Annotated in this window: 14 protein-coding genes; 7 read left to right on the top strand and 7 right to left on the bottom strand. The window is 52.7% G+C overall.

What is annotated here, in order from left to right:
* The first annotated feature begins 1 nt into the window (after position 1).
* From phnC to phnW, 5 genes are read left to right on the top strand one after another with little or no spacing between them, the layout of a single operon-like run.
* On the top strand, positions 2-751 hold the full coding sequence (gene phnC, locus EKM91_RS11365) for a phosphonate ABC transporter ATP-binding protein (RefSeq protein ID WP_125754039.1): 750 nt from the start codon (positions 2-4) through the stop codon (positions 749-751).
* Positions 744-1,532: a phosphate/phosphonate ABC transporter permease gene (locus tag EKM91_RS11360; RefSeq protein ID WP_225419514.1), complete on the top strand. Its 789-nt coding sequence runs from the start codon at positions 744-746 to the stop codon at positions 1,530-1,532. The genes phnC and EKM91_RS11360 overlap by 8 nt, the downstream gene beginning before the upstream one ends.
* Positions 1,529-2,359 (top strand): PhnE/PtxC family ABC transporter permease, encoded by an 831-nt coding sequence (locus EKM91_RS11355; RefSeq protein WP_125754037.1) that lies wholly within the window; start codon positions 1,529-1,531, stop codon positions 2,357-2,359. The genes EKM91_RS11360 and EKM91_RS11355 overlap by 4 nt, the downstream gene beginning before the upstream one ends.
* Before the next feature lie 16 nt (positions 2,360-2,375).
* The gene (gene phnX / locus EKM91_RS11350; protein ID WP_125754036.1) at positions 2,376-3,167 is read left to right on the top strand and encodes a phosphonoacetaldehyde hydrolase; all 792 of its coding nucleotides are present in this window, start codon (positions 2,376-2,378) and stop codon (positions 3,165-3,167) included.
* Positions 3,167-4,273 (top strand): 2-aminoethylphosphonate--pyruvate transaminase, encoded by a 1,107-nt coding sequence (gene phnW, locus EKM91_RS11345; protein WP_125754035.1) that lies wholly within the window; start codon positions 3,167-3,169, stop codon positions 4,271-4,273. The genes phnX and phnW overlap by 1 nt, the downstream gene beginning before the upstream one ends.
* A 50-nt stretch (positions 4,274-4,323) precedes the next feature.
* Here phnW and EKM91_RS11340 read toward each other — a convergent pair whose 3' ends face one another.
* The 4 genes from EKM91_RS11340 to EKM91_RS11325 form a co-directional block, all read right to left on the bottom strand.
* Entirely contained in the window at positions 4,324-5,142 is an 819-nt protein-coding gene (locus tag EKM91_RS11340; RefSeq protein WP_125754034.1) for a DUF368 domain-containing protein, read from the bottom strand.
* Between the two features lie 161 nt (positions 5,143-5,303).
* Positions 5,304-6,236, bottom strand: a complete 933-nt coding sequence (locus EKM91_RS11335) for a LacI family DNA-binding transcriptional regulator (protein ID WP_125754033.1) — start codon at positions 6,234-6,236, stop codon at positions 5,304-5,306.
* Between the two features lie 30 nt (positions 6,237-6,266).
* Entirely contained in the window at positions 6,267-6,701 is a 435-nt protein-coding gene (locus EKM91_RS11330) for a PTS sugar transporter subunit IIA (RefSeq protein WP_125754032.1), read from the bottom strand.
* Between the two features lie 69 nt (positions 6,702-6,770).
* Positions 6,771-8,303, bottom strand: a complete 1,533-nt coding sequence (locus EKM91_RS11325) for a UDP-N-acetylmuramoyl-L-alanyl-D-glutamate--2,6-diaminopimelate ligase (protein ID WP_125754031.1) — start codon at positions 8,301-8,303, stop codon at positions 6,771-6,773.
* Between the two features lie 107 nt (positions 8,304-8,410).
* On the opposite strand from EKM91_RS11325, the gene EKM91_RS11320 reads away from it, so the two are divergent.
* The gene (locus EKM91_RS11320) at positions 8,411-8,608 is read left to right on the top strand and encodes a hypothetical protein (protein WP_125754030.1); all 198 of its coding nucleotides are present in this window, start codon (positions 8,411-8,413) and stop codon (positions 8,606-8,608) included.
* A gap of 78 nt (positions 8,609-8,686) precedes the next feature.
* On the opposite strand, the gene EKM91_RS11315 is transcribed toward EKM91_RS11320, so the two are convergent.
* The 3 genes from EKM91_RS11315 to EKM91_RS11305 form a co-directional block, all read right to left on the bottom strand.
* Positions 8,687-9,850, bottom strand: a complete 1,164-nt coding sequence (locus EKM91_RS11315) for a UxaA family hydrolase (RefSeq protein WP_125754029.1) — start codon at positions 9,848-9,850, stop codon at positions 8,687-8,689.
* A gap of 20 nt (positions 9,851-9,870) precedes the next feature.
* A complete protein-coding gene (locus EKM91_RS11310) occupies positions 9,871-10,152 on the bottom strand; it encodes a UxaA family hydrolase (RefSeq protein WP_125754028.1) in 282 nt (93 codons plus the stop codon).
* A 195-nt stretch (positions 10,153-10,347) separates the two neighbouring features.
* A complete protein-coding gene (locus EKM91_RS11305) occupies positions 10,348-12,144 on the bottom strand; it encodes a sigma-54-dependent transcriptional regulator (protein WP_125754027.1) in 1,797 nt (598 codons plus the stop codon).
* Positions 12,145-12,333: 189 nt separating this feature from the next.
* On the opposite strand from EKM91_RS11305, the gene EKM91_RS11300 reads away from it, so the two are divergent.
* A complete protein-coding gene (locus EKM91_RS11300; RefSeq protein WP_125754026.1) occupies positions 12,334-13,344 on the top strand; it encodes a 2-keto-3-deoxygluconate permease in 1,011 nt (336 codons plus the stop codon).
* The last annotated feature ends 244 nt before the right edge of the window (positions 13,345-13,588 follow it).

Here is a 13,588-nt window from a genome sequence, read left to right as displayed (position 1 = left end):
CATGCTAACGATCGCAGGACTGAATAAAACCTACCCGAACCATAAACGTGGTTTAGAAGCTGTCAATGTCACCTTCGCGCCTGGGGTGACTGCGATCATCGGCCCTTCTGGCGCCGGCAAAACCACGCTGTTGCGCAGTATCAATCGCTTGATCACCCCAGAATCCGGCAGCGTGCGCTTAGGCGACCAAGAGATCCGCACCGCCAACGCCAAAGCCTTGCGCAAGATCCGCCACCGCATCGGGATGATCTTTCAAGACTATAACTTGATCGAAGAACTCGCCGCCATCGACAATGTCTTACACGGCTGCTTAGGCGGCAAAACTTGGCTGGCAGGGATCTTAGGCCATTACACCGCCGCCGAACAAGCCCGCGCCTATGAACTGCTGGCTGAAGTCGGCTTGGCTGATTTTGCCACGCAGCGCTGTGCTGATTTGTCTGGCGGGCAAAAACAGCGCGTCGGCATCGCTCGCGCCTTGATGCAATCGCCTGAAGTGATCCTTTGTGACGAGCCGATCGCCTCTTTAGACCCGGCATCGACACAAGCGGTGATGACTTTGTTAGGTGATCTGGCCAAGCGCGGCATCATGATCATCGTCAACTTGCATCAAGTGGACATTGCCCGCCAATACGCCGATCACATCGTCGGGGTCAATCAAGGCCGGATCGTTTTTGATGGCCCGACGGCAGGGTTGAATGATGCGGCTTTAGCCGCGATCTATGCCAAAGAGGCGGTGGCTGAAGATGCCTAATTTATATTTGCGCCAAACCGCCCGTCGGCGCTGGTTGACTTTGATCGCCGCATTAGGCTTGTTGGTAGCCGGCCAATTATGGCTGCAGCTCAACGACCGGCAAGCGTTTATGGGCGTGTGGGCCGGGTTGGCCTGGCTGGTGCATAACTTTACCCCAGACGCCGCGGCTTGGCATGACTTGCCGACGATCACTTATCAGCTGTGGCGCACCATCGTGATCGCCATTGCCGCCACCAGTGTCGCGGCGATCGTCGCGGTGGGCTTAGGTTTAGCCGGTGCGGCCACTACCGGCCGCATTCGCTGGCTGCGCGGCGGCGTGCGCTTGTTTGCTTCGGTGATGCGTAACTTCCCTTTCGTCGCTTGGGCATTGGTGTTGTTATTTTCCTTCAAGCAAAATGACTTCACCGGGTTTTTAGCGCTGTTTTTGATGACGATCGGGTATTTGACCCGGGCGTTTATCGAAACGCTGGAAGAAGTCGGCGGCGGTGCGATCGAAGCGCTTGAAGCCACCGGGGCGCGGTATTGGCCGATCGTGATCCAAGGCGTTTTGCCTGCGGCGATCGGCGGGTTGTTGTCTTGGGTCTTGTATATGATCGAAAACAATATCCGCGATGCGACTTTAGTCGGGATGCTGACGGGTACTGGGATCGGGTTTACCTTCGATTTGTACTTCAAAAGCTTCCGCTACCCTAGTGCCGGATTAGTGGTGGTGACATTGATCATCACCACCATCGCAATTGAACTATTGGCGACTCATTTAAGGCAGGTGTTGACTCATTGATTGCAAAACCACTCACCCTCACGCGCGCGCCGCAACCCCAAAAGCGCCCCTTATCGCGCGCCCAACGCGCCACTAGGCTGTTATTGCTGGCGCTGACGGCGATCAGCGGCTATGCCCTGGTCACCATGCACACCGACCATTTGAACTGGGCGACGGCCTTTGCCAGCTTTTGGCACAACTTGCAGCTGATGATCGTGCATCCCCACTTAGGCCAAGATTCTTGGGCGGCGTTATTACAAGCGTTTGCCAATACTATCGCCTTAGCGATGCTGACCACTTTGTTAGGTGCTTTCTTGGCGTTTTTCCTCGCCTTAGCCACAGCGCGGCCATTTGCGCCCAAGCCCCTCGCCTTGGCGATGCGCAGTTTGATGGCGGTGATCCGGGCGATCCCCACGATCCTTTGGGTTTTGGTGTACGCGACGGTGATCGGCTTAGGCAATGAAGCGGCGGTGGTCGGGTTGACCTTTCATTCCGTGGCTTACTTGACCAAGGCGTTTGCCGAAGCGATGGAAACTGTCCCGCCGGCTAAGCTCGCTGCTTTGCGCGCCACCGGCTGCGGCTTTTGGCTGACGGTGCGCCACGCCTTATGGCCGGAAGTGCGCGCCAGCTTGTTGAGTTGGACCTTCATTCGCTTTGAGATCAACTTCACCAATGCCGTAGCGGTTGGCGCGGCGGCTGGGACTGGCGGGATCGGTTATAACTTGTTTATGGCCAGCGCCTTTAACTTTGATTTTCAAGAAGTGGGCTTGATCGTTTATCTCTTATTAGCCTTTGCCATTTGCTTAGAATTTGTCGCCGTGCGCATGCGCAAACATTTGACTCACTAACTAAAGGAGGCCCGATATGGCCATTGAAGCTGTCATTTTTGACTGGGCAGGCACCGTGATCGACTACGGTTCCCGTGCCCCCTTGCTGGCTTTCAAGCGTACCTTCGCCGATTACGGCGTCGCGGTACCGGAAGCGGCGATCCGCCAAGACATGGGCTTAGATAAGCTCACCCACATCAACAAATTGTTGGCCGACCCAGCAGTCGCCGACCATTTCGCCACCCAATACCACCATGCCCCAGATGCGGCCCTAGCCGCAGAATTGTTTGCCCGCTTTAAGGCGACCTTGCTGAAGATCTTGCCGGAAACGGCGGCGTTGAAGCCGGGGATGAGTGAATTGATCGCCTTTTTAACGGCCAATCACATTCCTTATGGCACCACTTCCGGCTATGATGCCGACATGCTGGCGACCTTGCTGCCGCTGGTGCAAGCCCATGGCTATGCCCCGCAAGTCAACATCACGTCTGAACAGACCCAAGGCGTCGGCCGCCCAGAACCGGCGATGAACCAACTGGCCATGCAGCGCCTAGGCGTGCACGACCCGGCGCGGGTATTGATCGTTGGCGACACGGTCAACGATGTTTTAGCCGCCCAAAACGCCGGCGCCAATGCCGTTGGGATCATCGAAGGCGCCAACTTGTTGGCGCTGTCTGCAAGCGACTGGGCCGCTTTGGCTGAAGACCAGCGCCAAGCGTTGCGGCAAAAAGTCCGCAGCACGTATGCCAATGCAGGTGCAGATGTGATCGTCAATTCCGCTTATGACCTGCTGGAATTGATCAAACGCGAATGTGATCTGGAGGCTGTCTAATGACCCCATATTTACTCTTGACCCCTGGCCCTTTGACCACCACTGCCAGTGTCAAAGCGGCAATGCAAAACGATTACTCCACTTGGGATGACGACTACAATGCCATCACCCAACACCTGCGCACCGGCTTGTTGCGCTTGGCGCAAGCCTCGCCTGACAACTATGCCAGCGTCTTGATCCAAGGCAGCGGCAGCTTTGCGGTTGAAGCCACGCTGCAAACCGCCATCCCCAAGACGAATGCGTGTGTGCTGGTAGGCGTCAATGGCGCTTATGGCCGGCGGATCGTCGAAATGCTGGAATACCTCGACATTGACCATATCGCCGTGGTGGGCTCAGAAACCCAGCCGCTGGCGCTGGCTGATTTGGAAAAAATCGCCCAAACCCATCCTGAGCTGACGCATTTTGCCATGATCCATTGTGAAACCACTACCGGCGTGTTGAACCCGATCGAAACCATCGTGCCGGCGATGCGCGCCCATGGGCTGGTCACCATCATCGATGCAATGTCGAGTTTTGCCGGCATCCCCATCGCCACTGAAATGCTGGGGATCGATTATCTGATCTCCAGTGCCAACAAGTGCTTGCAAGGCGTGCCCGGCTTTGGTTTTGTCATCGCCAAGCGCAGCACCATCGCCCAAACGCAAGGCAACGCCCGCAGCTTGTCTTTGGACTTGTTTGAACAGCTGGCGTGCATGGAAGTTTACAATGGCAAATGGCGCTTCACCTCCCCTACGCATGTCGTGTTAGCCGCCGCGCAAGCCTTAGATGAACTGGTGGAAGAAGGCGGAGTCGCCGCGCGTTATCGGCGCTTCCGGGCTTGTCAGCACATGCTGGCAACGGGGATGCAAGAGCTGGCTTTTGAGCGCATCGTCGCTCCGGCTGATCAAAGCCCGATCATCACCAGCTTTGCTTACCCCAGTGAAGATTTTGACTTTCCCGCCTTTTACCAAGCTTTGAAAGCCCGCGGGTTTGTCATCTACCCAGGGAAAGTCGCCAAGCTGCCAAGTTTTCGCATCGGCAATATCGGTGATCTGGATACCACCGATATTCGCGCCTTGCTCGCCGCCATTCGGGTGGTGCAAGCTGAATTAGCGGTGACGGTTTAAGTAAGGACAATTAAAAACGCAAGCGAGTCTGCCGACTCACTTGCGTTTTTTTAGGCCACGCCATAGCGGGCTTCCAAGGTGCTCATCCAATGTCCCAGTGCGACTCCGGCCAAACATGTCACCACGCACACCAACGTACCAAAACTAAGATAGTTGAAATCGCGAGGGATGATCATCACCGTAGACGCAAACACCACGCCTAAAATAAGATGAAACAGATCCGCATACGCGCGGGCAAACGCCCAATCCATCAGCTTCGCCAATAAGATCAAACACAACAGCGCCCCTAGGGCTAACGGCACCAAGACATTAAAATCGACGGTTTTGATGCCATCGGCCATGGCTTTATACAAGCCCATATACACTAAGAAATTCGATGGACTCAATCCGGGCACGATCATGCCTAAGGCGATCAAGCCGCCGGCAACGACCCACATGGTAAAACTAGGCGTTACCCCGCCGGCAAAGGCTTGTTCGCCAAACAGCAAAAAGCCTAAGCTGAGCACAAACGCCCCAACTGTGATCCAAGGATGCCGCCCTTTGCGGCCTTCCTTGCCGGCTTGCTGCCACAACGCCGGCACCGTGCCAAGGATGCAGCCGACAAAAAACCACAAGATCTGCGCTTCATAAGCGCCTAAAAAGAAACTCACGGCAAACGATAAGGCAAACACGCCGACTACCCCGCCTAAGCCCACTGGCAAAAAGAAGCGCAAGTTGGCGCGCCAATCGCGGGTCAAATGCGCCAAAAAGCTGATCAAACGCGCATAAATGCCAAACACAGCGGCCAGCGCCCCGCCAGACACCCCTGGTAAGATGAAGCCGGAACCGATAAAGGCACCTTTAACAAATCGGAAAAGCCAATCGCGCATGGTGATCCCCCTTAATTGAAGTAAGTTAAGTATACCTGAACTGGTCGGATCACCGCAAACCGCGCTCAAAGCAAACCAAGACCCCTTCAAACCGCGATGTTTAACATCTTGGTCCCAAGGGGTCATGGTCGTGGGCTGCATATCGTCTCAGCCTGGTCAGCTTACGGTGCCATAAACGTAGAGGCAACCGCATGCTGGCCGGTGAGTTCGCCAGTCGCCAAGGCGATCGCCAATTTGCCCACCTGCTGAAAATGATGATCGATGGTCGGCAGCTTCAACAAGCGTCCCGACAACTGCGCCTCTTGGCCCACCAATAAAGGCTCTGGCAGCTGGTGATCTTGATAATACCGCCAGGCGTTCGCCGCGATATCATCACCATTGGTAAAGATCCCATCGACGCCGACTGCGGCGAGTTTAGCCGCCGCAGCATAACCGGATGCCGGTGCCATCACGTCTTCCACCAACAGTTCTGGCGCTGGTGCGCGGCCAAACACCGTTTGATACGCTGCGACCATCGCCGCAGCCGTCGCCGAGCGTTTTGGCGCCCGCGGCAAAAACGTGCCGACTTGCTTGGCCCCATGGGCTTTTAACCACCGATAACCTTCGAGATATGTCTCGCCGCGATCGCTATATGCCGCCGGCAGGTCCACGGCACCAGGATCGTGGCAGATCACGACTGGGCCATACTTTTGATAAGGCACCATTTGTGCCAACGCCATGGTATGCGACGTGAAGATCAAGCCATCATAAGCCTGGCGCCGCAGTTGTTCGAGATAGCGTTTTTCCAAGCTGGCATCATATTGCGACGGCAATAACACCACATGGTAGCCGCGCGCAAATGCGGCTTGGGTCAAGGCATGGGTCAATTCAGTAAAATAAGGATGTTCGCGCATAGGCGTCACCACCCCAATGCTCATCGTGCGCCCGGCACTAAGATCGCGAGCAACGGCATTGGGCACATAATCTAACTGGCGCACGACTTTGAGGACGGCTTGGCGCACCGGTTCTGAAACATAAGGGCGGTGGTTAATCACGCGCGATACGGTGGCGACTGAATAGCCGCTGATGCGCGCAATATCATGAATATTGGTCATGTGCTCACCTCCCTGACTACTGTAACAGATTTAGCCCAGCAATTGGCGGCGGACTTTTTCAAGGGCGCCGGCGTGAGCCTTAGCAGCGTCCAAAGCGGCGGCTTGTTGCTGCACGCCAGTGAGCATTTGGGCGAGTACCGCTTCCGTATCCGCGGTCGTTGGGACGATCACGGCCACCAGCAGATCAATGTGTTGGTCTTCACCCCAAGCGATCGGGGCATCAAAGCTCATGATCACTGTTTGCGGGGTTTGGACATTGGCACTGGACGCATGGGTGACGGCGATGTGTGCGGCCACGACATGACTGCCTTGGGCTTCACTGGCTAAAAATCCCGAGCGCAATTCCTGATTCGCCAGATCCAGCTTCATCCCGGCAAACCCAGCCAACTTGGCGATGGCCGTTAATTCAGATGGCGCGTTTAAGCTGACGTTAACACTGACTTGTTTTTTTAATAATGTAAACATGAGATTTCCTCCTTAAAATGCGGCTTGCTGCTCAACAAACCCAGCATAAATTCGGAAACGCGTTACAGGTCAAGCGTTTTTCGAGAAATAATTCACGGATCTCGTTTTGCTGACGGCTGAGGCGGCTTTGGCCGCATAATAGGCCTGCACCTGCTCGACATCGTCAAAGTGCTGTTTTTGGGTGCCGATGACTTGATAATCCTCATGCCCTTTGCCGGCGATCAATACCACATCTTTGGCTTTGGCTTGGGACAAGGCATAAACGATCGCCTGTTTGCGGTCCCGCAAGCGGGTATATGTCGCTGGATCAAGCCCGTCTACCATTTGATCGATGATCGCATCGGGGTCTTCCGTGTGCGGATTGTCTGCGGTGAAAATCGGCTCATCGGCCAACTGACACGCGATCGTCGCCATTGCCGGCCTTTTGGCGGCCTCGCGATCTCCGCCGCAACCGACAACGCAAAACACTCGGCGCTGCGCGAAACTGGCGATCGTTTGCAAGACGTTTTCCAGCCCGTCTGGCGTATGCGCATAATCGACGATCACGGTGACTTGCTCAGGCGTCGGCACGATTTCAAAACGGCCGCGCACGCCGGTGACTTTGGCTAAGGCACGGATGATCGTTTTCGGCGCGATCCCGTGCACATAAGTCGCGCCAAAAGCGGCCAAGGCGTTATAAATATTGAACTTGCCCATCAATTGCAAATGCACCGGATAACGCCGGCCGGCGATCGTCAGGCTAAAGTGCGTCCCGTCTGCGCCGACGCGAATGTCTGTTGCTTGCAAATCACCGCGGCCTTTGGTGCCATAAGTCAACACATTGGCAGTCGTGCGCTGGACGAGCTTGCGCCCATAAGGATCGTCAATATTGATCACCGCTGTTTTGACCTTTTGGCCATGGTGGTAAGTATTGCCTAATTGCTCAAACAACAAGGCTTTGGCTTCAAAATAATCGGCGAAGGTTTTGTGATAGTCGAGATGATCTTCTGTCAAATTGGTGAAGACTGCGGTATCAAAATCGATCCCGCGCACCCGGCCTTGGCTTAAGCCGATCGAAGACACTTCCATGGCACACGCCTGCTTGCCGGCTTGTTCCATTTCACTTAAGTACACTTGATTCCAATAGGCATCTGGCGTGGTGTTAAGCGCAGCATGCGGCTGTTTGCCGCCAGTGACCGCCAATGTCCCGATCAGCCCACAATCGGTTGCGGCCGCATTGAGGATCTGCTGGATCAAATGCGTCACCGTGGTTTTGCCATTCGTGCCGGTGACGCCAAACAGCTTCAGCTTAGCGCTGGGGTCGCCAAAAAAGCGCACGCTCAATTGTGCTAAGGCCTGATTGGGGTCTGGCACTTGCACGATCACCGCCCCGCTGGCTGCCACTGGGTGGCCCACCACGACGAACACCGCCCCTTTGGCGATCGCTTCTTGGACATGCGCATGCCCATCGAAGTGCTGGCCTTTGATTGCCACAAAGCACCCGCCAGGTTGGACTTGGCGCGTATCCGGCGTCAAACTCGTCACCTCAGTCTGATCTGCAACGAGGCGTTGGCGCGTTGGTTGGTCAAGATTCAGTAATGTTGCACAGTCTTTGATCTGCATCACAAGCATCCTTTCTGTCGAACGCAGATAAGTATCCGCCAGCAACCATAAAATCACCTTAAAGCGCTGCAGGTGTGCTACAATGACTTTGAAGGGAGCGGTTGCATATGGTACAAACCAGTTTATTACTCATTCTCATCTTGGTGCTTTTTGGCACGATGGCGCTCTTTGGTTTTTTGAGTCAACGTGTTGGTGTGCGTCAAGAATCTGTTGAAGCGCAGCTCGCCTATTATCAACGTCTACTGCAAGCCGGTAAGATCTCCCCGCAAAAATACGCGGCGATCCGGCAGGAATTGTTACACTAAACTAAAAATCGAATACCAAAAAAGAGGTTGAGCATTTGCTCAGCCTCATTTTTATGGTTGTTCCAACCATCACATTGGTTAAAACGTCCCGGTGATCTTGTAGATCCCAAAGTCGCGATGACCCACGATCTCGGCTTTGGTCTTTTGACCATTGGCGACATCTAAGATCATTTGGTAGGCTTTTTCACCGATATCAGCGATCTTGTCGCCTTTGGTGATGATCGTCCCTGCATTCAAGTCGATATTATCATGCATGTTAACGAACGTCTCGGCATTCCCGGTGATCTTGATCACTGGCGCAATTGGGCTGCCAGTCGGGGTGCCGCGGCCAGTGGAGAAGATCATGATATTGGCACCAGCGGCTGCCATGCCGGTGATGGATTCGATATCTTGACCTGGAGTATCCATAAAGTACAAGCCTTTGTTGTCTTGCGGCATTGGTTCGGCATAATCCAAGCTGCCGCTAAATTCAGCGGTGCCGGCTTTATACATGCAGCCTAAAGACTTTTCTTCGATCGTGGATAAGCCCCCAGCCTTGTTGCCTGGAGTCGGCTGACCCGTGCGCAGATCTTCGCCCATTTGGATGGCACGGTCTTCACAATGCTTGACCATCCCCAAGAACTTGTCGCGTTGCGCATCTGTCTTGAACCGCTTGGCTAAAATTTTTTCAGCCCCGATCACTTCAGTAGTTTCACTGATGATGCTGCCAGCACCAGCGGCCACTAATTTGTCAGAAGCATACCCGATCACAGGGTTGGCTGCCAATCCGCTAGTCGGATCAGAACCGCCGCATTCCATCCCCAAGATCAAATCGCTTAACTGCCCTTCAGACTTAACTTCATCAGAAAGATGCGCCGCCATCTTAGCCGCGATCTCAGCCCCTTTGGCGATCGCCTTCAGCGTCCCGCCACAAGCTTGGATCGTCATATCTTCAACTGGTTTGCCAGTTGGCCGCAGCCGATCAGCCAATTCATTGGCTTGAATGCCATCACACCCTAAGCCGATCACTAAGACCGCACCGACATTGGCGTTTTTACCAAAACCTTCCAAGGTGCGTTCAACTTGCTCCAAGTCAGAGCCGATTTGACAGCAGCCATGTTGATTAGGAATCGAAACTGCGCCAGGAATTTGTGCGGCAATTTTTTCAGCCGTGTTGGTGGCACAAACAGAAGTCGGTAAAATCAATAAATAATTTCTCAGTCCAAATGTACCATTTTCACGCCGGTATCCCATGAGTTTCATCAAGATCATAACCTTTCTTTTTAAGCTTGAACCTTATCGCCGCGACCACGAGTGCTAGCCAAATTGTGGGTGTGGACATAATCGCCTGGATGCAGATCCTCTAAAGCTTCGCCCACAACTTGCCCGTACTTATAGCAATACTCACCTTTTTTGATATTAGCCGTCGCCATCTTATGAAATTCTGGGATATCACTGGTTGCGGTGAAAGACTTCCCATCGATTTCAATGGTTTCCCCTTTTTTGATCGCCCGCAGGCATGTCGCCAAATTATCTTTAGGATCAATATGAATCGCTGCGTTCATGGTTAAAACTCCTTTCAAGTCATGGTTATGTCGAGTTGATTCGATATTGCACATGCATTTGTAAGCTCAGTCACTCACATGCACACTTCATAGCCTAGCTTGGAAGCGCTATCTTCGCAACCGGAATTCTGCCATGAGCGTTTCAAAATGGAACTATTTACTATCGGTCCTGTCGATTGTTCATATTTGCAACGCTTAAGCTTTTAAATGTCGCCACACTGAAGTCCGACTGATCCCCAGTTTTTTCGCCGTGGCGGCTTGGTTGTAATCATTCAATTCTGTTGCCGCTTGAATGATCTGGTCGATCGATCGATTCAGCGGCTGATCCAGTGCCAAGCGGATCTCGCCTGGCTGACAAGCAGTGCTTGCGGGTGTTGCCTGCTGGGCACACTGCAAGATTTGCGTACTGGCTAGTATCGGCGCGAGCACTGCTTTGGTGATGTAAGGCGTGGTGGTTTGTGGGACTGCTGCGGTGAGAATTTGTTTCAGTTGTGCATAATCGCCGGTAAAGGTAAATGCTTGCAGCAAAGCTAACGCATCTGCATCCAGCCCCACGACTTGTTTGGCGTATTGCTGATTCAAGCGGTTGATCAACAAGTTCGTAATGCTGGTCAGCTGCTCTTTTTGCTGATCCAGCGGCGTTAAACTGATCAACCGGCAATCGAGATAATCGCTTAATTCAGACAGGTCTTGCGCTTGCGCCTGACTCCTGGCACATGACAGGATCAAGCGATTGCGTTGGGCCAATTCGGACTCGTCGATCATGGTGATCAGCTGCTTTTGCTGGGCTAATGAAAGCTGCTCCACTCTAGCCAGATAAATCGTGTTGTGATTATCCATGAACGGCGAGTCGATATTGTCGAGCAAATAATCCCAGTCAGCGCCGGTCATCAAGGCACAATCGACCATGAATAACGGATGATCATTAAAATTGCTTTTGGCGTAATAAAGGAAAGCGGTTTCATTTTGAAAAGCACCGGTTGCCCCAATGATCATCAACGGCTCATGGCTCAACGCCTCAGCATCGGCATGGTGACAAGCAGCCGGATAACTCAACGCTTCAGGATAATCGCTTTTTTCAATGCGGTCTAACGCTTGTTGCCGATCCAAGATCTTGATTTGATGTTGATCAAGTTGTTGCGGCTGATCGGTTTGCTGGAGCCGGAAGCTATAGTAATGGCGCTTGGCATGCTCCAGCACCCACCCATGCACTTGATAATAGGTATGGTCGACTCGCAACACAAAATCTTCATGGTGGCCAGTGCTGAGTTTTTGCAGATGCTGTTTCAGCACTGCCGTGACCTGGTGGTCATATTTGGCATCGACTGAGGTATAAACCACGGTGCTGGCTTGATCTAAAACCACAAATTGAGCTGCATCCGTTGCGATCGCTTCAGCCAGCAGCGCGTGTTGGGCTTGAATATTGGCATTGATCTCAAAGTAATAAATCGCCCGGTCGATCGCTTTTTTTAAACTCTCCAAACTGGTGACCAACAAGATCGGCGTTAACCCGGCTGCCTTGGCCGCCGAAAACAAGATCGTATCGCAAATCACCATTTGATACCCTTGATCTTTGATCTGCGTCAAAATCGCGTGCTGATCAGAATGATCGTCAATGGCATAGACTTGCGTGGTTGTTTGCAGCAGATCACGAATGTTGCGGGCGATGGTCGTCATGGAACTGTAGCCGATAATGGCGAAACGCCCTTGGGTATTTTCTGCCAGCTTGATGCAGCTTAAAACGTCATAAAAGCCGATGCCAATGTCGATCACTAATATCGGCACTGCCTGCTTGATCAATTCTGCGGTATTGCCCCGCGACAAGATCACATCGTAATTTTGATACTCGGCTTTGGCGATCGCGACCCCGGCGGCCATATTGCCTAACACGACGGTCATTTGGATCCGTTCATCAGTGTGGCCATATTCGGTCATGACCGTGGCTAATTCTGAATATGGCGCAATTCCCAGTATTTTGACCCGACTGTTCAAAATATCACCCCTCAGTTGATATAGTTCAATATTGGAACAGATTTATCGATTTGTAAATTGAAATGTGAATATATTTACAATATAGTTTGAGTGTCGAGTGAAACGATTTATATTGTGCATCATTGAATAAGTTTTAGCTGTTCACGGCAGTTGTGTTTCAGTCAAACACGAAAGGAGCCGAACAGTGTTTTGAAAATTCTCAAAACGGTCCAAAAAATTCCTGGTGGCTTAATGGTCGTGCCATTATTATTGGGGGCTTTGATCAACACGTTATTTGGCGGCATGCTTTGGAACAGCTTCCAAGGGACGTTCACGGATTATCTGTGGCAGTCTGGTGCCATGCCGATTTTAGCCGTCTTCATTTTTTGCAATTCCACCACGATCGACTTCAAAAAGGCCGGTATCACGGTTTACAAAGGGGTCGTGATCACTGTGGTCAAAGTCGGTTTAGGGGTCTTGATCGGGATCTTATGTAATAAACTCTTTGGCATCAAAGGTTTCATGGGGATCTCAACTTTGGCGATCGTCGCCGCATTAGCCACCGCTAACGGGGGCTTATATGCTGCTTTAGCAGGTGAATATGGCGATGCCAGCGATGTTGGCGCCGTGTCGATCCTTTCGATTTGTAATGGCCCCTTCTTTACGATGATCGCCTTAGGGGCAGCGGGGGTCGCCAACATCCCCATTGCGATCTTGATCGGCTGCATTGCGCCGGTGGTGATTGGCTGTATCTTAGGCAATCTCGATCCTGACATTCGCAAGTTTTGCGAGCCCGGTGCTTCGATGTTGATTCCCTTCTTTGCCTTTCCATTAGGGGCTGGGTTGAACATTTTAGACTTACTTAAAGCCGGCGGCCCAGGACTCTTATTAGGGGTCGCATGTACCGCCATTACTGGTCTTGCCGGTTACTTTGTCTATAAACTCTTGCATATGGATCATCCTGAAGTCGGCAGTGCCATTGGGACCACTGCTGGTAACGCCGCGGCCACACCAGCAGCTGTCGTAGCCGTCGATTCTAGTTTAAAGGCATACCAAGGTTCGGCAACGGCGCAAATCACCGCGGCGATCATTGTCACCGCGATCTTATGCCCAATGTTGATCTCTTATCTGCACAAGCATGAAGTCAAAAAGCGCGCGGTCAAAGCCGACGTCATGCCGCAGCAAACCATTGACGCCAGCTCACCACATCCTGGCAGTTAAACAAACGTTGATCGAATCGGCTAAAAAGGCGACTCAAGCGGCATTCATTGCCAGCTTGGGTCGCCTTTTTAAGTGGTTGCGCCATGAGCTATCTGATCACGTCATGATTCGGATCCGTCCAATTCAATCCCCATACCACCGCTAACAGCAGCAACACGCCGATAAACGGGTCTAGAATTTTTGGTGTTGGTAGTAATCAACACTGGAGATGCTAGACCCTTTTTAGATAACAAAAAGACACCTG

Source organism: Lacticaseibacillus baoqingensis (assembly GCF_003946165.1).
GTDB lineage: Bacteria > Bacillota > Bacilli > Lactobacillales > Lactobacillaceae > Lacticaseibacillus > Lacticaseibacillus baoqingensis.
This window is presented reverse-complemented; position numbering and strand designations above follow the sequence as displayed.

What these genes read in the sequence shown, in the direction of transcription:
- EKM91_RS11310 (WP_125754028.1), bottom strand. Translation starts at nt 10,152, where the DNA reads ATGAACGCAGCGATTCATATTGATCCTAAAGATAATTTGGCGACATGC.
- EKM91_RS11335 (WP_125754033.1), bottom strand. Translation starts at nt 6,236, where the DNA reads ATGACCAATATTCATGATATTGCGCGCATCAGCGGCTATTCAGTCGCC.
- EKM91_RS11340 (WP_125754034.1), bottom strand. Translation starts at nt 5,142, where the DNA reads ATGCGCGATTGGCTTTTCCGATTTGTTAAAGGTGCCTTTATCGGTTCC.
- EKM91_RS11330 (WP_125754032.1), bottom strand. Translation starts at nt 6,701, where the DNA reads ATGTTTACATTATTAAAAAAACAAGTCAGTGTTAACGTCAGCTTAAAC.
- EKM91_RS11360 (WP_225419514.1), top strand. Translation starts at nt 744, where the DNA reads ATGCCTAATTTATATTTGCGCCAAACCGCCCGTCGGCGCTGGTTGACT.
- phnW (WP_125754035.1), top strand. Translation starts at nt 3,167, where the DNA reads ATGACCCCATATTTACTCTTGACCCCTGGCCCTTTGACCACCACTGCC.
- EKM91_RS11325 (WP_125754031.1), bottom strand. Translation starts at nt 8,303, where the DNA reads ATGCAGATCAAAGACTGTGCAACATTACTGAATCTTGACCAACCAACG.
- EKM91_RS11315 (WP_125754029.1), bottom strand. Translation starts at nt 9,850, where the DNA reads ATGAAACTCATGGGATACCGGCGTGAAAATGGTACATTTGGACTGAGA.
- phnX (WP_125754036.1), top strand. Translation starts at nt 2,376, where the DNA reads ATGGCCATTGAAGCTGTCATTTTTGACTGGGCAGGCACCGTGATCGAC.
- phnC (WP_125754039.1), top strand. Translation starts at nt 2, where the DNA reads ATGCTAACGATCGCAGGACTGAATAAAACCTACCCGAACCATAAACGT.
- EKM91_RS11320 (WP_125754030.1), top strand. Translation starts at nt 8,411, where the DNA reads ATGGTACAAACCAGTTTATTACTCATTCTCATCTTGGTGCTTTTTGGC.